General features: G+C 75.0%; 11 protein-coding genes. 10 read left to right on the top strand and 1 reads right to left on the bottom strand.

The window, feature by feature from the left end:
• The first annotated feature begins 111 nt into the window (after positions 1–111).
• The 5 genes from ACFV57_RS06855 to moeZ all read left to right on the top strand — a co-directional run bounded on the left by ACFV57_RS06855 (position 112) and on the right by moeZ (position 6,932).
• Positions 112–2,208 (top strand): glycosyltransferase, encoded by a 2,097-nt coding sequence (locus ACFV57_RS06855; RefSeq protein WP_385226461.1) that lies wholly within the window; start codon positions 112–114, stop codon positions 2,206–2,208.
• Positions 2,205–3,551, top strand: a complete 1,347-nt coding sequence (locus ACFV57_RS06850; protein WP_385226459.1) for a hypothetical protein — start codon at positions 2,205–2,207, stop codon at positions 3,549–3,551. Before ACFV57_RS06855 ends, ACFV57_RS06850 begins: the two co-directional genes overlap by 4 nt.
• 330 nt (positions 3,552–3,881) lie before the next feature.
• Positions 3,882–4,859 (top strand): NAD-dependent epimerase/dehydratase family protein, encoded by a 978-nt coding sequence (locus tag ACFV57_RS06845; RefSeq protein WP_385226457.1) that lies wholly within the window; start codon positions 3,882–3,884, stop codon positions 4,857–4,859.
• The gene (locus ACFV57_RS06840) at positions 4,847–5,653 is read left to right on the top strand and encodes a spherulation-specific family 4 protein (RefSeq protein WP_385226455.1); all 807 of its coding nucleotides are present in this window, start codon (positions 4,847–4,849) and stop codon (positions 5,651–5,653) included. Before ACFV57_RS06845 ends, ACFV57_RS06840 begins: the two co-directional genes overlap by 13 nt.
• A gap of 100 nt (positions 5,654–5,753) precedes the next feature.
• Positions 5,754–6,932, top strand: coding sequence for an adenylyltransferase/sulfurtransferase MoeZ (gene moeZ / locus ACFV57_RS06835; RefSeq protein ID WP_385226453.1), 1,179 nt, complete (start codon positions 5,754–5,756; stop codon positions 6,930–6,932).
• An 85-nt stretch (positions 6,933–7,017) separates the two neighbouring features.
• On the opposite strand, the gene ACFV57_RS06830 is transcribed toward moeZ, so the two are convergent.
• Complete coding sequence (locus ACFV57_RS06830; RefSeq protein WP_385226521.1) at positions 7,018–9,552, bottom strand: YbhN family protein; 2,535 nt, start codon at positions 9,550–9,552, stop codon at positions 7,018–7,020.
• Positions 9,553–10,367: 815 nt separating this feature from the next.
• Between ACFV57_RS06830 and ACFV57_RS06825 the strand changes: the two genes are divergently transcribed.
• From ACFV57_RS06825 to nudC, 5 genes are all read left to right on the top strand, one after another.
• Positions 10,368–10,844: an MGMT family protein gene (locus ACFV57_RS06825; protein WP_385226451.1), complete on the top strand. Its 477-nt coding sequence runs from the start codon at positions 10,368–10,370 to the stop codon at positions 10,842–10,844.
• A gap of 582 nt (positions 10,845–11,426) precedes the next feature.
• Complete coding sequence (locus ACFV57_RS06820) at positions 11,427–14,810, top strand: ATP-dependent helicase (protein WP_385226519.1); 3,384 nt, start codon at positions 11,427–11,429, stop codon at positions 14,808–14,810.
• 145 nt (positions 14,811–14,955) lie between these two features.
• Complete coding sequence (locus tag ACFV57_RS06815) at positions 14,956–18,927, top strand: ATP-dependent DNA helicase (protein WP_385226449.1); 3,972 nt, start codon at positions 14,956–14,958, stop codon at positions 18,925–18,927.
• A 78-nt stretch (positions 18,928–19,005) separates the two neighbouring features.
• Entirely contained in the window at positions 19,006–20,406 is a 1,401-nt protein-coding gene (locus ACFV57_RS06810; RefSeq protein WP_385226447.1) for a dipeptidase, read from the top strand.
• A gap of 485 nt (positions 20,407–20,891) precedes the next feature.
• A complete protein-coding gene (gene nudC / locus ACFV57_RS06805; protein ID WP_385226445.1) occupies positions 20,892–21,827 on the top strand; it encodes an NAD(+) diphosphatase in 936 nt (311 codons plus the stop codon).
• Positions 21,828–21,831 lie beyond the last annotated feature (4 nt).

Genomic DNA, 21,831 nt, shown 5'->3' with positions numbered 1-21,831 from the left:
GTCCGTCGTGTCACCGGGATCTCTGCGTAGCTTCTTCCTGCAGGTAGCGGCGGGCCTCCCGAAGGGGGCCGCCGTCGTCGGACGCCTATCAGGAAGAACGGGGGTGCGCTCGTGCGCATTGGTCTGCTCACCGAGGGTGGCGGCCCGGACGCGTCCGGTGAGACGCGTGCGTGGCGCGACCGGCTCGTGCGCGGGCTCCCCGGCCACGAGTTCGAGGTCTACGTCCTCGATCGCGGCCCCGGGGGTGGCCCCGGGGCCGGGCCCGAGCGCGGTGTGGAAGGTACGGCGGATGCCGGTTCGCCGGGGCGTGGGGCGGGTGGCGGGAGCGCGCGGGGCCGCGCCCGGGTGATGCGGACCGCGCCCCTGTACGGGGAGCTTCCCGGCACGCTCCGGTGGCGGGGCGGCGGACGGCGCGCCGGGGCGCGCGGGCGGCGTGCGCGACGGCGGTTCGCGGAGTGCTACGGCGAGCTCGCGGCCGGGTTCACCGCCGCAGGGTTCACCCCCGCCGGGCCCGCCGCGGCGGGGACGTCCGGCGATCAGACCCTTTCCGGCATACCGCCGACGGCCGGCGAGGGGTGCCGTGAAGACCTGGCGGACCGTTTCGCCGCCGGGCTCTACGGACTCGCCCTGCTGGCCCGCGACCACGGCGGCCTGCCCGAACTCCTCCGCTCCGAGCAGGCCGTACGCATCCTGGAGAGCGCCTGCCGCGCTCCCGGCGCCCTGCGCGCCGCGCACGGTGTCCGCGTGTCCGACCTGCTGGCCGTGACCGAAGAGCTGGAGCGCGCCCTGCGCCCCCTGTCCCTGGACTGGTACGGCGGCGACACGTACCCCTGCGGTGCCGCCGGCGGGCTCGCCGCGGTCGACCTGTGCCACGCCACGACGGGTGGCGCCGTCGCCCTCCCCGGACTGCTGGCCAAACGCTTCTTCGGTACGCCCCTCCTGCTCACCGAGTACGGCGTGCGCCTGCGCGAGCGCTATCTCGCGCGCGCCGGAGCACACCAGAGCGCCCCCGTTCGCGCCCTGTTGGGCGCCTTCGACACGGCCCTCGCCGCCGAGACGTACGCCGGGGCGGCGCTCGTCACCCCCGGCAACACCCGCACCCGGCGCTGGCAGGAGCGCTGCGGTGCGGACCGGGAGCGCCTGCGCACGGTCCACCCGGGCATGGACGCGAGCGGCTTCACCGCCGTACCGGACGCCGCGGCCGATCACTCCATGACGCTCGTGTGGACCGGCACCGTCGGGCCCGCCAAGGACCTCGTCTCGCTGCTGCACGCCTTCTCACGCGTCCACCGGGCCGAACCCGACGCCACCCTGCGCGTGATCGGCGCCGCGGGCACCGGCCCGGAGGACGCCGCCTACCTGGCGCACTGCCGGGCACTGGCCGCCCAGCTCTTCCCCGACGAGGCCGCCGACGCGTGCACCGCCGGCGACAACCCGGTCTCCTTCGAGGAGATCGGCGGCCCGGACGTGCCCCGCCCGCAGGACGCCTACGCGGCCGGTTCGGTGCTGGTCCTGTCCAGCGTGTCGGAGGGCTTTCCGCGCTCCCTGGTGGAGGCGATGCTCAGCGGCCGCGCCACGGTGTCCACCGACGCGGGCGCGGTCTGCGAGGTCATCGGCGGCACGGGCCTGGTCGTACCGCCGCGCAACCCGCGCGCGCTCGCCGACGCGTGCCTGGCACTGTTGCGCGACCCGGGCCGCCGCGCCCGCCTGGGCGCCGCCGCGCGCGCCCGCGCACTCGAACTGTTCACGGTGGAGCAGAACATCGCGGCATTTCGTGGCATCTACCTGGAGCTGATGTCCCGTACGCCGCACCCCCGGCCCCCCGGCACCGCGCCGTACCGGGACGCCGCGCCCCGCCTCTTCACCCGGCCCGCCGAGTCCCGGGTGCCGGGCCGCTGGGCCGTGGTACGCGGTGCCGCACAGGTCGCGCCGCCGACCGGCCGCGCCCCGAGCTGGGCGGAACCGGATACGGGACCGGCCGCCGGCGGCGCGCGCCACACGCCCCCGCCCGCCACCCGAATCGCGCGCCCCCCGGCCACGGAACCGGCCACCGCCGGACCGCCCGCGGCCCAACCGCCCGCCGGACCGCCCTCCGCCCCGGCCGCAGCCGGACCGCCCTCCGCCCCGGCCAAAGCCGAACCGTCCTCCCAACCGGCCGCTGCCGGAGCAGGCGCCCGCGCCGAGCGCCAGAGAGGAGCGCGACCGTGACGACAGCCGAGACCGGCACCGGACCCGGCACCGACGCCCCGCCGGAAGCGGCCACGGCCCCGCCGCCCGCCGCCGCCCCGGAAACGGGCACGGCCTCGCAGCCCGCCGCCGCACCGGACCCCCTGCCCGTACGCGACTCGCCCGCCCGGCCGCTCCGGCGCGGCCCCGCCGACCCCGTGAAGACGCTCATGCACCGGCACCGGACGCTGTGCGAACGGGCCGTCGACCCGCTGGAGATCGCCGCCGGTCTGGAGGCGCACGGCGTCACCGACCGCACGGCCGCCCGCTTCCGGCACCGCGACGTCTTCTCGCTGGCCGAGGAGCTGTACGCCCGGGTCTCGCGCGCCGAACCCCCGCCCCAGGCCGGGCCCGTGCCCGCGCCCGTACGACGGGGGAGAGGCGTCCGGGCGGCGCTGCACCTGCTGCCCGGCGCGGTGTGCGCCGCGACCCTGGCCGCGGTCGCCGCCGCCGGGGGCGCGCCCACACCCGTACCGACCGGCTTGATTGACGTGCCGTCAACTCCGCTCGTACAAGCCGTCGTCGGCGCAGCCGGTGCGGCCCTGACCGTCCTCGCCCTGCGTCTGTGCGTCCGCCACGGACCACTCCGCGCCCGGTATCCGTCCGCCCGCGCCGTCGGCCTCTGGACCTGCTGGCTGGCCGGGTACGCGCTGTGCGGTGACTGGATGCTGCGGCAGTTGCTGACCGGCGGCCCCGATTTCCCGCACGTACTGCCGCAGTTGGCCGCCGTCACCCCGACAGCCGACACCACCTCCACCGCCCTCTCTCTGACGTGCGCCGTCGTGCCCGCCGCCTGGTGCGCGCACTGGTTCGCGGTCCGCGCGCGCCGCGGGCTGGCGGACAGCCGGTGCCTGGACGAATGCGCATCCCGCGTAAGGCCGTTGCTACTGGCCGCCACCGTGATGCAGTGCGCGGCGCTGCTCGCCCTGTCGGCCACCGCGGACGCGGCGGCGGGCGGCGGAGGAGCCGGGCCGGTAGCGGCGGCCTCGGCCCTCGGCATCCTGCTCTTCCTGGCGCGGCTGCTCGCCCGGCACGGCTTCCCGGCCGCGGCCCTCGCGGGCCCGGCCGCCGCCGTCGCGCTGGAGGCCGCCGCCCTGGCCTGCGTGACGGCCGCGCGGCTGCCCGGCCTGGAATGGCTGGGCGGGCCGGTCGAGGCAGCCGTCACCCACCTCGGCCCGGCCGCCGTACCGGCCGTCGCCTGCGCGCTGCCCGCCACCGGCCTGCTGCTGTACGCGCTGCGCGCCCTCACCGGCGCCTCGGCACACGCCCCGGAACCGGCCGCGGCGGCCCCCGCCGCCGTAACCGCGGAGGCGGACCGGCCATGACCCCGCCCACGTCGCCACCCGCGATACGCACGCTGTCTTCTCCGGCACGCACGCCACCACTCCCGGCGCGCGTGCCATCGCCGCCTGCGCGCACGCCACCATCCCCGGCGGGCGCGCGGGCCGCCGCAAGACGCCGGCCACCGCTCCCACGGGGCCGGCGGTCCCTCTCCGGACGCCCGCCACCCGAGCGGCGCACACCGCCACCACCCGGCCCCCGTGGCGGCGGTCACCACCGCCGGTGCCGGATCACGTCCCCCAACCCCCGTACGAGGAGAACGACATCATGAACGTCCACCCCACCGAAGCACACCGGGACCGGGGGGTCGCGCGATGAGGGTGCTGCTCATCGGCGCCAACGGGTACCTCGGCCGCTACGTCGCCGACCGGCTGCTCGCCGACCCCGCCGTCCAGCTGACCGCCCTCGGGCGCGGCGACGACGCGGACGTCCGTTTCGACCTGGCCTCCGGCAGTCCGGGCGCCCTCACCCGCTTCCTGGACGCCGTCCACCCGGGCGTGGTGGTCAACTGCGCGGGCACCACCCGCGGCGGCGCCCGCGACCTGACCCGGCACAACACCGTCGCGGTCGCCACCGTCTGCGAGTCGCTGCGGCGCAGCAGCTGCGGCGCCCGGCTCGTGCACCTGGGCTGCGCGTCCGAGTACGGGCCCTCGCAGCCCGGCTCGTCGACCGCCGAGGACGCCGTACCGCGCCCCGGCGGCCCGTACGGCGTCAGCAAGCTGGCCGCCACCGAACTCGTCCTGGGCTCCGGCCTGGACGCGGTCGTGCTGCGGGTCTTCTCCCCGGTCGGCCCGGGCACCCCGGCCGGTTCACCGCTCGGCCGCCTCGCGGAGGCGATGCGGCGCGCGATGCAGTCCGGGGACAACGAGCTGAAGCTGGGCGGCCTGGGCGTACAGCGCGACTTCGTGGACGTACGGGACGTGGCGCGGGCCGTGCACGCCGCCTCGCTCTCCGCCGCGCAGGGCGTCGTCAACATCGGTACGGGGCACGCCGTACGGCTGCGCGAGGCTGCCGCCCTGCTCGCCCGGGTCGCCGGGTTCGGCGGCTCGCTCCACGAGCTGGACACCCCGCCCGGCTACGTCGGCGGCGGGCCCGCCGCCGCGCGCCTCGCCATTCCGGGGCCGGCCTCTGAACACGGGACCGTCCCTCCCGCGTACCCCTATCCGGACGGGTGCGGGAGCTGGCAGCAGGCGGACGTGCGCACCGCCCGCGACCGCCTGGGGTGGCGGCCGCGGATCGGGCTGGAGGAGTCCCTCGCCGATATCTGGATGGAGGCCGCATGTCGTATCTGACGACGTCCATGACCACCGGGGCCGCCGTGACCGGCGCGGCGCCGCTGGGCGTCGGCGTCCCGGGGTTCGCCCACCCGCTGATGGCGCCCACGGAGTGGGCCGAGCTGCTGCGCCTCTCCCGGGGGGCGGCGTGCACCGGAGGCGCGCGCCGGTCCCCGGGGGCGCGCGGCGGCGCGGCGGCGCTGCACTGGGTGGTGCTCGATGTCGCGCGGGGTCCCGGGGTGCGGCCCGACCCGTACTGCCTGCCTGCCGCCGCCCAGTTGAGGGACGCGGGAGTCCGGCTGCTGGGCCACCTCGACCTGGAGCACGGCGCCCGCCCCTTCGGCGAGCTGGTCTCCGACGCGCACCGCTTCCTGGACTGGTACAAGGTCGACGGTTTCTATCTGGACCGCTGTCCCACGGACCGGACACTCCTGCCCGAGACGCGCCGCCTGACCACCACCCTGCGGGCCCTGTGCGACGGCGCGCACCTCGTCGCCGGGCACGGCCGCCACCCGTACCCCGGCTACGCGGAGGCCGCCGACCAGCTCGTCACCTTCGCCGGGCGCTGGGCCGACTACCGCTGGTCACAAGTGGCGGAGTGGACCGCCGACCATCCGGCCGCGCGCTTCTGCCACCTCGTGCACGGTGTGCCCCGCACCCATCTCGAAGAAGCCCTGCGCATCGCCCGCTGGCAGGGCGCCGGAACGGTCTACTTCACCGACCGCGCCGACCGCGGAGGGGACGCCTGGGAGTCGCTGCCCGGTTACTGGGACGAATTCGTCTCGCGTATCGGACCTGGTGTCTCGGAATGAAGAAGGGCGTGGCAGTGTTACGGGAAGACCACCGTCCCTTGCTCCGGGGTTGCCCCGGGGCGGGGGGTCGCCCATCGAGATACCGACAAACGGAGTCCCCGTGTCGCTGCCACCCCTGGTCGAGCCCGCTTCGGAGCTCACCGTCGACGAGGTCCGCAGGTACTCCCGCCACCTGATCATCCCGGATGTCGGGATGGACGGGCAGAAGCGGCTGAAGAACGCGAAGGTGCTGTGCGTCGGCGCCGGCGGTCTGGGCTCGCCCGCGCTGATGTACCTTGCCGCGGCCGGCGTCGGCACCCTCGGCATCGTGGAGTTCGACGAGGTCGACGAGTCCAATCTCCAGCGCCAGATCATCCACAGCCAGGCGGACATCGGCCGCTCCAAGGCCGCGTCCGCCAAGGACACGGTGCTGGGCATCAACCCGTACGTCACCGTCAACCTGCACGAGGAGCGCCTCGACTCCACCAACGTGCTGGAGCTGTTCGCCCAGTACGACCTGATCGTCGACGGCACGGACAACTTCGCCACCCGCTACCTGGTCAACGACGCCTGCGTGCTGCTGAACAAGCCGTACGTCTGGGGCTCGATCTACCGGTTCGACGGCCAGGCGTCGGTCTTCTGGAGCGAGCACGGCCCCTGTTACCGCTGCCTGTACCCGGAGCCCCCGCCGCCCGGCATGGTCCCCTCGTGCGCCGAGGGCGGCGTCCTGGGCGTGCTGTGCGCGTCCATCGGCTCCATCCAGGTCAACGAGGCGATCAAGCTGCTGGCCGGCATCGGCGACCCGCTGGTCGGCCGTCTGATGATCTACGACGCGCTGGAGATGACGTACCGCCAGGTCAAGGTCCGCAAGGACCCCGAGTGCGCGGTCTGCGGCGAGAACCCGACCGTCACCGAACTCATCGACTACGAGGCGTTCTGCGGCGTCGTGTCCGAGGAGGCCCAGGAGGCGGCGGCCGGTTCCACGATCACTCCGGCGCAGCTCAAGGAGTGGATCGACACGGACGAGAAGATCGAGATCATCGACGTCCGGGAGCCGAACGAGTACGAGATCGTCTCGATCCCCGGCGCCAAGCTGGTCCCGAAGAACGAGTTCCTGATGGGCAACGCCCTCCAGGACCTCCCGCAGGACAAGAAGATCGTCCTGCACTGCAAGACCGGCATCCGCTCCGCCGAGGTCCTCGCCGTCCTGAAGTCCGCGGGCTTCGCCGACGCGGTGCACGTGGGCGGCGGCGTCATCGGCTGGGTCAACACGGTCGAGCCGGAGAAGCCGGTCTACTGACCGGCGCCCCGCCGTACGGAGCACGAGGGCCCGCACACCACCCGGTGTGCGGGCCCTTCGCCGTACGGATCGCCGTACTCGGTGCTCAGATCTCGCCCTTGCGGGTCAGGTGGGTGAACGAGATCCAGCCCGGCAGCACCGGCAGCCAGAACGTCATCAGCCGGAAGAGCAGCACCGCGGGGAACGCGATGTCGGGGGTGAGCCCCGCCAGCGACAGGGTGGCGGTCAGCGCGCCCTCGATGGCGGCCACGCCGCCGGGGGTCGGCGCCGCGGAGCCCACCGCGTTGCCCGCGAGGAAGACCACCGCGATGGCCGCGTAACTCAGCTGCCCGCCACCGCCGAACGCGCGGATCGAGGCGTCCAGGCACATCACGTTCGCCGCCGTGAGCAGCAGCGCCCCGCTGATGCCGATCGCCAGCTTCTTCGGGCGCTGCAGCACATCCAGCATCCGCGGCACCACGCCGGCGAACAGCGACCGTACGCGCGTGGCGATGAACTTGCGCAGCGCCGGGACCGCCGTCACCACCAGCACCAGCACCGCCGCCGTCAGCAGACCGGCGATCACCGCGCGGGACGGGGAGAGCGACGGCGTGCGCTCGGTGCCGGTCAGATAGCCGAAGGTCAGCAGCAGCACGATGTGACAGCCCAGGCCGAACAGCTGGGACGCGCCCACGCTCGCCACCGCCAGACCGGGCCGGATGCCGGAGCGCTGCAGGAAGCGGGCGTTGAGCGCCACACCGCCCACCGCGGCCGGCGCGACCAGCTTGACGAAGTTGCCCGCCACCTGCGCGATCACCGTCCGCAGGAAGGACACCTTCTCCGGTACGAAGCCGAGCAGGCTCATCGCCGCCGCCGGGTAGGTCAGCGCCGAGAAGACCAGCGCCGCCACCACCCACAGCCACTGGGCCTCGCCGACCACCTGGCCGAAGTTGGCGTGGGTGATCTGCGAGAGCAGGAAGTACGCGGCGAAGACACCGGCGATCCAGCTGACGAGGGTGCGCGGCCTGATCCGTTCCAGGCGGGCCGGCTCGACCGGCGCCGCCGGCCGGATGAGCAGCACCTGCTGGCGGATCTGCGAGAGCAGGTCCTCCTCGCGGGCCTCCTCCAGTGCCTCGTCGACCGCCCGCCGCTCGGCGTTCTTCTCGGCGCGCAGCGCCTTGCGGTTGCTCGGTCCCTCCGCGGCGTGCGCGCCTTCCCGCCGCGCCGCCTCGGCGGCCTTGCGCTCCTTGGCGGCGCGCGACGCCTCCAGGACCGCCTCGCGTTCGCGCGCGGAGCGCTCGCGGGCCAGCTGGCGCAGCGTGGACCGGGTGGTGCGGCTGAGCGCGATCGGCTGGAGCAGCGGCAGGCTGTCGGCGACCGTGTCCGGGCCGAGCACGTCGACGGCGGCGGCCACCGCCCGCTCGGCGCCGGCCCGCAGTGCGAACGTGGTCAGCAGCTGCGCGATGTCCATCCGCAGCACGAGGTCGCCCGCCGCGATCTCGCCGCCGCGCAGATCCGTCAGAAAGATTTTGCCGGAACGATCCACCAGGAGGGCGTCACCGACCAGGCGCCGGTGGGCGATGCGCCGCGACTGCAACGACGCCACCTGCCGCCAGGCGTTGCGCATCAGCTCGTCGGTGATCTCCTCGTCCGGCAGCGAGTCCAGCGCCCGGCCGTCGATGTGCTCGTACACGAGCATCACCGCGTCCGGGCCCAGCTCGGAGGTGGCGATCAGCTTGGGCGCGTTGGCCCCGGCCGCGATGGCCGCGTACGCGAGCAGGGCCTCCTGCTCCAGCGCCTGGCGCAGCGACTGCAGGCTGCGGCGCTGGTTGATGCCGCGCAGCGACAGCCGGCGCCAGACGCGGTAGAAGAAGCCCTGGGCCTGCCGCTCACGGTCCACGACGGTCACGTCGATGGGCGGGCCGTCCTCCAGGGTGACGATGTAGCGGCGGCCGCGGTCGGCGTGCTCCGGGTGCTCGGGGTTGCCGATGTCCTCGGCGCGCACCGCGCTGACCGGGTGGAAACCGACCCGGCGCAGCCCGGCGAGCAGGTTCTGCCCGGTGGGGCGCACATTGGGCGAACCGACCGCGTACAGCGTCCCGAAGGCCACCGTCCAGCCGATGAGGATCGTGGTGACGATGGCGAACGGCGTCGTGTAGCGGCCGACGAGCACCGCGAAGGCGTCGAGCAGCAGCACGCACCACATCGCCACCCGCCAGCGTGGGCGCCGTGACATGCCCACCGCGGTCATATACGCGATGACCGGCGCGAGGTAGCTGTGCACCGGCGGCGTCAGCCCGCCGTTGGCCAGCGGCTGGGTCAGCGCGACCCGGATGGACTCCGGGGCCGCCTCGGCGACCCACAGGTCGGTGGCGAGCGAGACGCCGTGCGCGAGCACCGCCGCCAGCACGCCGTCCGCGATCCGCAGCCCGTCGCGTTTGATCAGCCGTTCGACGGCGAACGCCACCGGCACGATCAGTACGGCCACACTCGACGCCAGCCCGGCGAAGTTGATCAGCAGGCGCGGCGCCATCCCGGCACCCTCGCCGATGTCGCGCTGCAAGCCCTGGGTCGTGCCGTGGGCGAAGGTCGCCAGCAGCAGCACCAGCGCGATGCCGACGATGCCGAGCAGCAGGCGCATCAGGTCGGAGGGGCGGTGCACGCGGGCCGGGAGCAGCGGCTCGTCACCGGAGACCTGGTCGACGTGGAACTCGCTGCCCACGTGGTCGTGCGGTGGGGCCGGACGGTCGGTCCGGCCTGCCTTGTCGGCCTTGGCGGTCTTTCCGGGTTTGCCGGGCTTGCTTGCTCTGCCGGTTTGGCCGGGGGCGGCGGGATCGTCGCTCTGGCCGCTCTGGCCGGTCAGGCCGCCCTGTTCGGTCTGCTCGCCCTGTCCGGTCTGCCCGGCTTTGTCGGCGGGCCGGTGTGGTCTGTCGTCCGTGGCTGCCTGGTGTGCGCCCGTACGGGTGGCCGCGGACGCGCTGTCCGCCCCGGCCGCCCCGGCGGCGGTGCTCTCCTCTGCTGCCGTGTCCCCCGCTCCGGTGGAAGCGGTCGCCGTGTCGGTCCGGGGGGGCTGCTCGGGCCCCTCCGGACTCGCGGGCTCGTCGGCTCTTCCGGCCTTCTCGATCGTGCTCGCCTTTTCGGTCGCGGAAGCCTGTGACGGCTTCCCCCGTGGTTTCCCGTCCCCCCGGGCGGGGGCGGCGCAGGACAGCGCCTCAGGGGTGCCGGCCTCCCGTGGAGGCACCGCACCCTGCTGTTCGGCCGTCTCTTTTTGATCTCGTATCACCAGTCACCGCCCGGAAGATGGTGGCATGACCGAGGGAAGGCGGAGGGCATCAGGGTGCATTTCGAAGGGCCGGGAAACGGAACATACGCCGCCGCGCCCGCCCCCGCACGCCGTCGGCGGGCCGCCGCGCGGACGGGGCGGGACTGTCGGTGGTGTGGTGCAGGATGGTCCGAATGAGTGGGAAAGCGGGAGACCTTCCGGAGCGCGCAGGCGGACCCGAGGACGAGGGGAGCCCGCCGCCCCCCGGCGCGGACGAGATCCCCGAATACGCGGAACGGGTCCTCGGCGTCGCCGAGCTGATCCCGCCCGGCCGCGTGATGACGTACGGCGACGTCGCCGAGTGGCTCGCGGGGGAGGAGCCGCCCACGCCCTCCTCCGGCGCGTCCCCGGGGGCCGGCGGCGGGCGGCGCGTGGGCGGGCCGCGCCAGGTGGGCCGGGTGATGGCCCTGTACGGGGGCGCCGTCCCGTGGTGGCGCGTGGTGCGCGCCGACGGGCAGCTGCTGCCGGGCAGCGAGCTGCGTGCGATGGCGCACTACCAGGAGGAAGGCACACCGCTGCGCGAGGCGCCCCGGTCCGCCGAGGGGCACATTCCGCGCCTCGACATGCGGCGGGCCCGCTGGGACGGGCGCGATCCGGGGGCGCCGGGCTGAGGAGGCGCGCGGGGGGTATGGAGAGGCGGCCGCTCCGGTGACTTCTGCGGGCGCGGAGGGTGCTCGTCCGTATGGGGGTGCGGTGGAGGCCTGGGACGGGCTGTGACGCGTCCGGCCGTCGTGCGTCCATTCGGAGTACGCGGGTCCGGCGCGCGGCGCCCCCGGCGCCCTGGCCGGGCGCCGCGCACCGGCCGTCCGGCCGCGCGCTACGGGCGTGTCCGGCGCGGTCCGCCCGTATGGCCTGTATGGGTCGTACGGCGCTGCCGGTGCTCCCGATGGGCCGTACGGCGCTCCCGGCGCGCCCTGTCTGTACGACCCGAACGGTGCGTTCTGCCCGTATGACCCGAGGCGTGCGTCCGGCGCGCCCGGCACGGATGCCGGCATCCGACGTACGGTCGTGGGACGGACTGCGGCTCGTGCGCCACCTGGCGTAGCGTCGGGCACGGCCCGCACCACCGCCCCGCCGCCCGGCGTCCGGCGCGGTGGCCGCACCGGCACACCCCGCACCGCGGTGCGCACCACGACCAGCACCTCCTCCCAGGACCGGCGATCCACGTGAGTTCCTCCTTCTCGGCCTCGGCCATGCCGTCCGCGCAGCCGCGCCGGCGGCCGGCGCGGCGGGATGCCTCCGGCGCGTACCGACTGGTGCGTACCCGGCCGGGACCGGCGGACCCTCCTGTTTTGGACGCACGCCAGCGCGCTGTGGTTGACCACCGCGCCGGGCCGCTGCTGGTGCTCGCCGGTCCCGGCACGGGCAAGACCACGACGCTCGTGGAGGCGGTCGCCCGGCGGGTACGGGACGGCGCCGACCCCGAGCGGCTGCTGGTGCTGACCTTCAGCCGCAAGGCCGCCGTCGAACTGCGGGACCGGATCGCCGCGCGCCTGGGCAGCGCCGCCGCCCCGCAGGCCACCACCTTCCACTCGTACTGCTACGCGCTCGTACGCGTCCATCAGGACGCCGACCTGTTCGCCGACCCGCTGCGGCTGCTGTCCGGTCCCGAACAGGACCTCGTCGTGCGCGAGCTGCTCGAAGGGCAGGCCGGACTGGCGGCCGCCGGACGGGCCAGGGTGCGCTGGCCGGACGAGCTGCGGGCCTGCCTGACGACGCGCGGCTTCGCCGACGAGGTGCGCGCGGTGCTGGCCCGCAGCCGCGAGCTGGGGCTGGGCCCGGAGGCGCTCGCCGACTTCGCGCGGCGTACGGGGCGGCCCGACTGGGGAGCGGCGGCCGGGTTCCTCGCCGAGTACCTGGACGTGCTGGACGCGCAGGGCACGCTGGACTACGCCGAACTGGTGCACCGCGCGGTACTGCTCGCGGAGCGCGACGAGGTCGCGGCGGACCTGGCGGCGCGCTACGACACGGTGTTCGTCGACGAATACCAGGACACCGACGCGTCGCAGGTCCGGCTGCTGCGCGCGCTGGCCGGGAACGGCCGCACCCTCGTCGCCTTCGGCGACCCGGACCAGTCGATCTACGCGTTCCGGGGCGCCGACGTCAACGGCATCCTCGACTTCCCGGCGGCGTTCCCGCGCCGGGACGGCACCCCGGCCCCGGTCGAGGTGCTCGGCACGTCCCGCCGTTCGGGCGCGGCCCTCCTGGCGGCCACCCGGCGGCTCACCTCCCGAATGCCGCTGACCCGCCTCCCGGCCCAGAAGGTACGGGCGCACCGCGACCTCGCCGCGGTACGGGACGGGGGCCGCGTCGAGGTCTTCACGTACCCGACGCCGGGCGCCGAGCTGGACAACATCGCGGACATCCTGCGGCGCGCGCACCTGGAGGACGGTGTGCCGTGGCGGGACATGGCGGTCCTCGTACGCGCCGGCGGCCGTTCCATACCCGGCGTGCGCCGGGCGCTGTCCTCGGCCGGCGTGCCGCTGGAGATCGACGGTGACGAGCTGCCGCTGCGGCAGGAGCCGGCGGTGGCGCCGCTGCTGACGGCACTGCGGGTGGCGGCTTCGGGGGTGGCGGCTTCGGGAGCGGCCGGTCGGGCGGGGGCGTCGGGCGCGTCGGTGGAACCTTCCGAGGGCGAGGGCGAGGGCGAGGGCGAGGGCGAGGGCGGGCCGGGGTCGGCTGCCGAGACGGCGCACGGACTCTCCGCCGAGACGGCCATAGAGCTGCTCACCTCCCCCCTCGGCGGCATGGACGCCGCCGACCTGCGCCGGCTGGGACGGGCGCTGCGCGAGGAGGAGCGGGCCGCCGGGCACGACGTACCGCGGCCCTCCGACGAACTGATCGCGCGGGCCCTCGTCGAACCGGAGCGCCTGGTCGCACACGATCCGGCGTACGCGCGGGGCGCGCAGCAGCTCGGCAAGCTGCTGCGCACCACCCGGGACCTGCTGGCCGGCGGCGGCACCGCGGAAGAGGCCCTCTGGGCCCTGTGGAGCGGCACTCCCACCTGGTCGCAGCGGCTGGAGCGGACCGCCCGGCGCGGCGGCGCGGCGGCCCGTAACGCCGACCGTGACCTGGACGCCGTCGTGGCGCTGTTCGAGACCGCTGCCCGCGCGGAGGCCCGTACCGGCGGCCGGGGCGCGCTGAACTTCCTGGAGGAGCTGGACGCCCAGGACATCGCCGCCGACACGCTGACCCGCCGGACCGTACGCCCCGACGCGGTGCGCCTGATGACCGCGCACCGTTCCAAGGGCCTGGAGTGGCGGCTCGTCGTCGTCGCGGGCGTACAGGAAGGGCTCTGGCCGGACCTGCGCCGCCGCGGCTCACTCCTGGAGGCGGACCGGATCGGCCGGGACGGACTGGCCGAGCCGCTGCCCCCGGGCGCACTGCTCACCGAGGAGCGCCGGCTGTTCTACGTGGCGGCGACCCGGGCCCGCGAGCGCCTGGTCGTCACCGCCGTCAAGGCCGCGTCCGACGACGGTGACCAGCCGTCCCGCTTCCTGACCGAACTGGGCGTGGAGCCCCAGGACGTCACCGGGCGCCCCCGCCGCCCGCTGTCGGTCGCCGCGCTGGTAGCCGAGCTGCGGGCCACCACCGTCGACCCGCAGGCCGCTCCCGCGCTGCGCGAGGCCGCAGCGCAGCGGCTGGCGAAGCTGGCGGCGCTGCGCGACGACGACGGCCAGCCGCTGGTGCCTGCCGCCCACCCCGACCAGTGGTGGGGCCTGTACGAGCCGACGCACAGCGCCGTGCCGCTGCGCGATCGCGACCGTCCCGTGACGCTCTCCGGCAGCGCGCTGGACCAGCTCGCCAACACCTGCGCCCTTCAGTGGTTCCTGGGGCGCGAGGTTAAGGCGGACGCGCCCGCGTCCGCCGCACAGGGCTTCGGCAACGTCGTCCACGTCCTCGCCGACGAAGTCGCCTCGGGCCGTACGCCCGCCGACCTGTCCGTCCTGATGGAGCGCCTGGACTCCGTATGGGACGCGCTCGCCTTCGACGCGCCCTGGAAGTCGCGGCAGGAGAAGGACAACGCGCGCGCCGCGCTGGAGCGCTTCCTGCGCTGGCACGTGATGGAGCGCGGCACGCTGGGCCGCGAGACCGTCGCGACCGAGCACGCCTTCGACGTCACGCTCGAAGCGGGCGAGTACGCTGTCCGCATCCGGGGGAGCATGGACCGCGTCGAGCGGGACGCGGAGGGCCGCGCGTACGTCGTCGACTTCAAGACTGGCAAGCAGAAGCCGACCGGCCCGGAGGTCGCCCGCCACCCGCAGCTCGCCGTGTACCAGCTGGCGGTGGGCGCCGGGGCGGTGGACGCAGCCTTCGAGGAGCGGCGGCCCGAGCCGGGCGGCGCGGAACTCGTACACCTGCGGCTCGGCGCTCCTCAGAAGGAGGGAGGCGACGCGCTCCCCGCCGTCCAGGCGCAGGCGCCCCTGGACGGGGAATGGGTGGGCGAGCTGCTCGCCACCGCCGCCGGCCGGGTCCTGGAGGAGCGCTTCTCGCCCACGACGGGGCAGCACTGCACGCACTGCGCGTTCCGCGCTTCCTGCTCGGCGCTGCCCGAGGGGCGGCACGTGGTGGAGTGACGGACGGCACGCCGGTGGGAGACGGGCGGTGCGCCGTGGGGTGACGCACGCGCCCCGGTGGGCGATCACCGGCCGAGGCGGTGGCGCTGACCCCCTCAGCTGGGGTTTGCCGCGATTGTCAGTGGGGGCCGATACGGTCTCGGATGTGTCAGCTCGCATCACCGACCCCGAGCAGCTCAAGGAGCTCCTCGGCATCCCGTTCACCCCGGAGCAGACGGCCTGCATCACCGCACCGCCCGCCCCGCAGGTCGTCGTGGCCGGCGCCGGTTCCGGCAAGACGACGGTCATGGCCGCGCGCGTGGTCTGGCTGGTCGGTACGGGCCAGGTCGCCCCGGAGCAGGTGCTCGGGCTGACGTTCACGAACAAGGCGGCGGGCGAGCTGGCCGAGCGGGTCCGCAAGGCCCTGGCCGCGGCCGGGGTGACGGAGCCGGCCGATCCGTTCGGCGTGGGCGGTGCGGCCGGTGTGGGCGGCGCGGGCGCCCCGGGCGGCGGCCCGGCGGACGCGGACGCCGTCCCCGGCGAGCCCCGGATCTCGACGTACCACTCCTTCGCGGGCCGCCTCCTCAAGGACCACGGCCTGCGCATCGGCCTGGAGCCCAGCGCCCGCCTGCTCGCCGACGCCACCCGCTTCCAGCTCGCCGCCCGGGTGCTGCGCGCCGCCCCCGGCCCGTATCCGGCGCTGACGAAGTCGCTGCCCGCCCTCGTGGAGGACCTCCTCGCGCTCGACGGCGAGCTGGCCGAGCATCTCGTCGAGCCGGACCGCCTGCGGACGTACGACACCGAACTGCTCGCCGCCCTGGACGGGGTGCAGCTCTCCAACGCCGACCTGCGCAAGGTGCCCGAGACGGCCCGTGGCCGCCTGGAGCTGCTGGAGCTGGTCGGGACGTACCGCAACGAGAAGCGGCGGCGCGAGCTGCTGGACTTCGGCGACCAGATCGCCCTGTCCGCGACCCTCGCGACCACCCGCCCCGAGGTGGGCGCGCTGCTGCGCGAGGAGTTCAGGGTCGTCCTCCTGGACGAGTACCAGGACACCTCCGTGGCCCAGCGGATCATGCTGTCCGCCCTGTTCGGCGGCGGCACGGGCCATGCGGTCACCGCCGTCGGCGACCCCTGCCAGGCCATCTACGGATGGCGCGGCGCCTCCGTCGCCAACCTGGACGACTTCCCCGACCACTTCCCCTTCGAGGACGGCAGCCCCGCCCGCCGCTCCGCCCTCAGCCAGAACCGCCGCAGCGGCGGCCGCCTGCTCGACCTGGCCAACGGGCTCGCCGCGCCGCTGCGCGACATGCACGAGGGCGTCGAGGCGCTGCGCCCGGCCCCCGGAGCGGAGCGCGACGGCGTGGTGCGCTGCGCGCTGCTGCCCACCCACGCGGAGGAGATGACCTGGCTCGCCGACCGCATCGCCCACCTGGTCCGCACGGGCACCCCGCCCGGCGAGATCGCCGTACTGTGCCGTACGGCCGGTGACTTCGCCCGCATCCAGGGCGAGCTGGTCGCGCGCGAGATCCCGGTGGAGGTCGTCGGCCTGTCCGGGCTGCTGCACCTGCCGGAGATCGCCGACCTGGTGGCGATGTGCGAGGTCCTCCAGGATCCCACGGCCAACGCCTCCCTGGTACGGCTGCTGATCGGCCCCCGCTGGCGGATCGGCCCCCGCGACCTCGCCCTCCTGGGCCGCCGGGCGCGGCTGCTCGTCCACCGCCCCGGTCAGTCCGAGGACCCCGAACGGCGCCTGGCGGAGGCCGTGGAGGGCGTCGACCCGGCCGAGACGATCTCGCTCGCCGACGCGCTCGACACGTTCCTGGAGTCGGACGGCCGCCCCGACGACGAACTGCCGTTCTCCCCCGAGGCGCGCGTCCGCTTCGCCTACGTGGCCCGCGAACTGCGCGAGCTGCGGCGCGCGTTGGGCGACCCCCTGATGGACGTACTGCACCGGGTGCTGGCCGTGACGGGCCTGGAGGTCGAGCTGTCCGCGTCCCCGCGCGCCCTGGCGGCCCGCCGCCGGGAGACCCTTAGCACCTTCCTGGACATCGCCGCCGGATTCGCCGCCAAGCAGGGCGGCGCGGCTCTGGACGGCGACGCGACGCTCCTCGCCTTCCTGGGCTTCCTGCGCACGGCCGTCCAGCACGAGAAGGGCCTGGACAGCTCGCTGCCCGGCGGCGAGAACACGGTCAAGGTGCTCACCGCCCACAAGTCCAAGGGCCTGGAGTGGGACGTGGTCGCCGTCCCCGGGCTGGTCGGCAAGCAGTTCCCCAGCGAGCAGTCCCGCGACTCCTGGCTCACCCAGCCCAAGGTGCTGCCGCACGCCCTGCGCGGCGACGCCGCGACCCTGCCGGACGTGGCCGACTGGAGCAGCCGCGGCCTGAAGTCCTTCAAGGAGGCGATGAAGGACCACCAGTCCGTCGAGGAACTCCGCCTCGGCTACGTGACCTTCACCCGCCCGCGCTCCCTGCTGCTCGGCTCCGGCCACTGGTGGGGCCCCGACCAGAAGCGCCCGCGCGGCCCGTCGGCCTTCCTGGAGGCGCTGCGCGCGCACTGCGAGGCGGGCCACGGCGAGATCGACGCATGGGCCGAGGCCCCCGAGGAGGGCGCGGAGAACCCGTCGCTGAAGGAGGCGGAGGCCGAGCTGGAGTGGCCGCTGCCGCTGGACGCGGACGCGAAGCGGCGCCGGCGCGAGGCGGCCGCGACGGTTCTCGCTTACCTGGACGGGTATCCGGCGGACGCCCCGGGCGCCGCCACACCGCCGCACGCCACCGCCACCGGTGGTTCCGAGGCCGCGGTCGCCCACGACGCCCCGCATCCCGCGGCGGGCGGCGCCGCCCCGGTGCCGGGGCGGGCCGTGCCGGAGCGGGCCGTGCCGGGGTACGACCCGGAGTGGCCGCCGCCGCCCGAGGACGATCCGTACGAGGGCAGGTATGCCGAGGCGTACGCCGTCGAGGACGCCCAGGGGCCCGACTCCGACCCCGGCACCGACCCCCGCGGCTCCGGCTCCGAGCACGACCTCGCCGACTGGGACGCCTGGAGCGCCGAACGGCCCGCGCACCCGGAGGGACCCGCGTACTCGCAGAGCCCCGTGCACCCGCAGGGCCCCGTGCGCCCGGACGATTCCGCGTACCCGCAGGACGAGGGCCGGGCGGGCCGTGCCGCGGGCGATGCCGCACGCGGCGGTGACGGGCTTGCCCACGTACCGGCACAGGCCCCCGCCCCCGAAGCCGCACCGGCCCCCGGCCCCACCCCCCTTCACCCGAAATCCCTTCCCTCGAAGGACGACGTCCCGGACGCCTCTCTCCTCCCCGAGGAGCGCCGCACCGTCGCCTCCTGGGACCGCGACCTCGACGCGCTCGCCGACGAGCTGCGCCGCGCCCGCGCGAGCGTCCGCGACGTCCCGCTGCCGTCCTCGCTCAGCGCCTCGCAGTTGCTGTGGCTCGCCTCCGACCCGGAAGGCTTCACCCGGGAGCTGGCGCGGCCCATGCCGCACCCGCCGCGCCCCGCAGCCCGCCGCGGCACGCGCTTCCACGCCTGGGTGGAATCCCGCTTCGAGGAGCTGACCCTGCCCATGCTCGGCCCCGACGAGCTGCCGGGCGGCGCGTACGGCCACGAAGCGCGCGCACAGGAAGCGGCCGGTGAAGCGGCCCCGATCCCGGACGAGGACGACCTCGAAGCCCTCAAGGAGGCCTTCTCCCGCACCCCGTACGCCAAGCGCACCCCGTACCGCATCGAGGTCCCGGTGCAGATCACCCTCGCGGGCCGGGTGATCCGCGGCCGTATCGACGCCGTCTACCGCAGCCGTGGGCCACAGGGGGACACCTACGAGATCATCGACTGGAAGACCCACCACGCGCAGACGGCCGACCCGCTTCAGCTGGCCCTCTACCGGGTTGCCTGGGCCGAACAGCACGGCCTGCCCCTGTCCGCCGTGGACGCCGCCTTCCTGTACGTACGCAGCGGGGAGACGGTCCGCCCCCAGCGGCTCCCCGGCCGCGCCGGACTGGAGCGCATCCTGCTCGGCGAGCACGCCCTGACCGCCGACGCCACCGAAGCCGACGCCACCGAAGCCGGCGCCCGCGACCCCGCCGAGGCCGGCGCCCATGACCCCGCCGCCGACGGTGACGGCAGGTGACGGAGGATGACGGCGGACCTGACAAGATCGATGAGACCGGCGGCGGACCGCGCCCGCGAGCCGGATAGGCTCGGACACATGAGCACCACCTCGGACAGCGCCGTCCGCGCCTACATCGACGTCCACCGCGAAGAGTTCCTCGACGACCTGGCCGCCTGGCTGCGCATCCCCTCGGTCTCCGCCGATCCGGAGCGCGCCGCCGACGTGCGCCGCAGCGCCGAATGGCTGGCCGGCCGGCTCACCGCGACCGGCTTCCCCACCGCCGAGATCTGGGAGACGGACGGTGCTCCCGCCGTCTTCGCCGAGTGGCCCTCCGGGGACCCGACGGCCCCCACCGTCCTCGTCTACGGCCACCACGACGTCCAGCCCGCCGCCCGCGAGGACGGCTGGCACACGGACCCCTTCGAGCCGCAGACCGTCGACGGCAAGCTGTACGCGCGAGGCGCCGCCGACGACAAGGGCCAGGTGTTCTTCCACACCCTCGGCGTACGCGCCCACCTCGCCGCGACCGGCCGCACCGCCCCCGCCGTCAACCTCAAGCTCCTCATAGAGGGCGAGGAGGAGTCCGGCTCCCCGAACTTCCCGGCGCTCATCGTCACGCACGCGGACCGTCTGGCCTGCGACACGGTCATCGTCTCCGACACGGGCATGTGGTCCAAGGACACCCCGACCGTCTGCACGGGCATGCGCGGCCTCACCGACTGCCAGATCGACCTGTACGGCCCCGACCAGGACATCCACTCCGGCTCCTTCGGCGGCGCGGTGCCCAACCCGGCCACCGAGGCCGCCCGCCTGGCCGCCGCCCTGCACGACGAGGACCGCCGCGTCGCGATTCCCGGCTTCTACGACGGCATCGTCGAGCTGACCGACCGCGAGCGCGAGCTCTTCGCCGAGCTGCCCTTCGACGAGTCCGAGTGGCTGCGTACGGCGCACTCCCACGCCGCCCTCGGCGAGACGGGCCACAGCACCCTGGAGCGCATCTGGGCCCGCCCCACCGCCGAGGTCAACGGCATCGGCGGCGGCTACCAGGGCCCCGGCGGCAAGACCATCGTGCCGTCCGCGGCGCAGCTGAAGCTGTCGTTCCGCCTGGTGGCGGGCCAGGACGCGGCCGGCGTCCAGCAGGCCGTACGGGACTGGGTCGCCGCCCGTCTCCCCGCCGGCATCCGCCACGAGATCACCTTCTGGGGCGCCACCCGCCCCTGCCTGACCCCGCTCGACCACCCCGCCCTGCAGTCCGTCGTACGGGCCATGGGCCGCGCCTTCAACCAGAAGATCCGCTTCACCCGCGAGGGCGGCTCGGGCCCGGCCGCCGACCTCCAGGACGTCCTCGGCGTCCCGGTCCTCTTCCTCGGCATATCCGTCCCCTCGGACGGCTGGCACGCCCCGAACGAGAAGGTCGAACTGGACCTCCTCATGAAGGGCGTCGAAACCGCCGCGCACCTGTGGGGCGACCTGGCGGAGAACTGGCGCGTCGCTTGACCGCTGACCGCGCCGAACCGGCACCCGGGCCCGCGCCCCGGGCAGCGAGAACAACACCCGCTCCGTCAGCCACGAGCGGGGCCGCGCCCTGGGCGGAAGCGGGGGGCGCGGCTCCGGGCGGGGGCGGGGCACACGTTGTGGCCGTGCCCGGGTGCGGGACCGCGCTTCGCGTCCCGGCCGTGCCCGGGACCGCCGGTTGCGCCTCGGCCGTGACCGGCGGCGGTCTCCGCGCCTGCGCCGTGCCCGATGGCGGGCCCCGTGCCCGGATCGCGAGCGGGACCGGTGGCGGGCTTCGCGCCCGGACCGTGTCTGACGGCGGGTGTCGTGCCTGTGCCGCGACGCGCGCCCCGGCCGTACCAGGCGCACCCGCACCGCCCGCCCACCCCGAACACTCACCACGCCCACGCGGCCCGTACCGCCGCCCTCCCGGCGACCGTGCCCGTATGCAGCAATCACCCACGCCATAGGGGGAGTTGGAAACCGCAGTGACCACCTGGACCGACCACAGCGCCGACCGGCCGATCACCTTCAGCGCGCCGAGCGGCATCGACAGAGCCGCTCACCACCGCCTCGACGAGGCCTGGCTCGCGGCGGCCTGGAGCCACCCGACGACGCGCGTCTTCGTGGTCTCCGGAGGCCAGGCACTGGTCGACGACACCCCCGACGGCCGCACCGAACTGGTCATGACGCCGTCCTTCGAGGCGCCGCTCACCGAGACGCACCGCTACTTCCTCGGCACCGACGAGAACGGCGTGCGCTACTTCGCGCTCCAGAAGGACTCGCTGCCGGGGCGCATGGACCAGTCCGCGCGCCCCGCCGGCCTGCGCGAGGCGGGCCTCCTGCTCTCCCCGCGCGACGCCGGACTGCTCGTCCACGCCGTCGCCCTGGAGAACTGGCAGCGCCTGCACCGCTTCTGCTCCCGCTGCGGCGAGCGCACCGTCATCGCGGCGGCGGGCCACATCCGCCGCTGCCCCGCCTGCGGCGCCGAGCACTACCCGCGCACCGACCCGGCCGTGATCATGCTCGTCACGGACGAGGAGGACCGCGCCCTGCTCGGCCGCCAGGTCCACTGGCCGGAGGGCCGCTTCTCGACCCTCGCGGGCTTCGTGGAGCCCGGCGAGTCCATCGAGCAGTCGGTGGCCCGGGAGGTCTTCGAGGAGGCGGGCGTGGTCGTCGGCGACGTCGAGTACGTCGCCAGCCAGCCGTGGCCCTTCCCCTCCAGCCTGATGCTCGGCTTCATGGCCCGCGCCACGTCCTCCGACATCCAGGTGGACGGCGAGGAGATCGAAGAGGCCCGCTGGTTCTCCCGCGAGGATCTGAAGGCCGCCTTCGAATCCGGCGAGGTCCTGCCCCCGTACGGCATCTCCATCGCCGCCCGCCTCATCGAACTCTGGTACGGCAAGCCCCTCCCGAAGCCGTAACCCG

The organism is Streptomyces sp. NPDC059788 (assembly GCF_042732265.1).
Lineage (GTDB): Bacteria > Actinomycetota > Actinomycetes > Streptomycetales > Streptomycetaceae > Streptomyces.
Note: the sequence above shows the minus strand (reverse complement) of the source record. Positions and strands in the feature narration are given on the sequence as shown.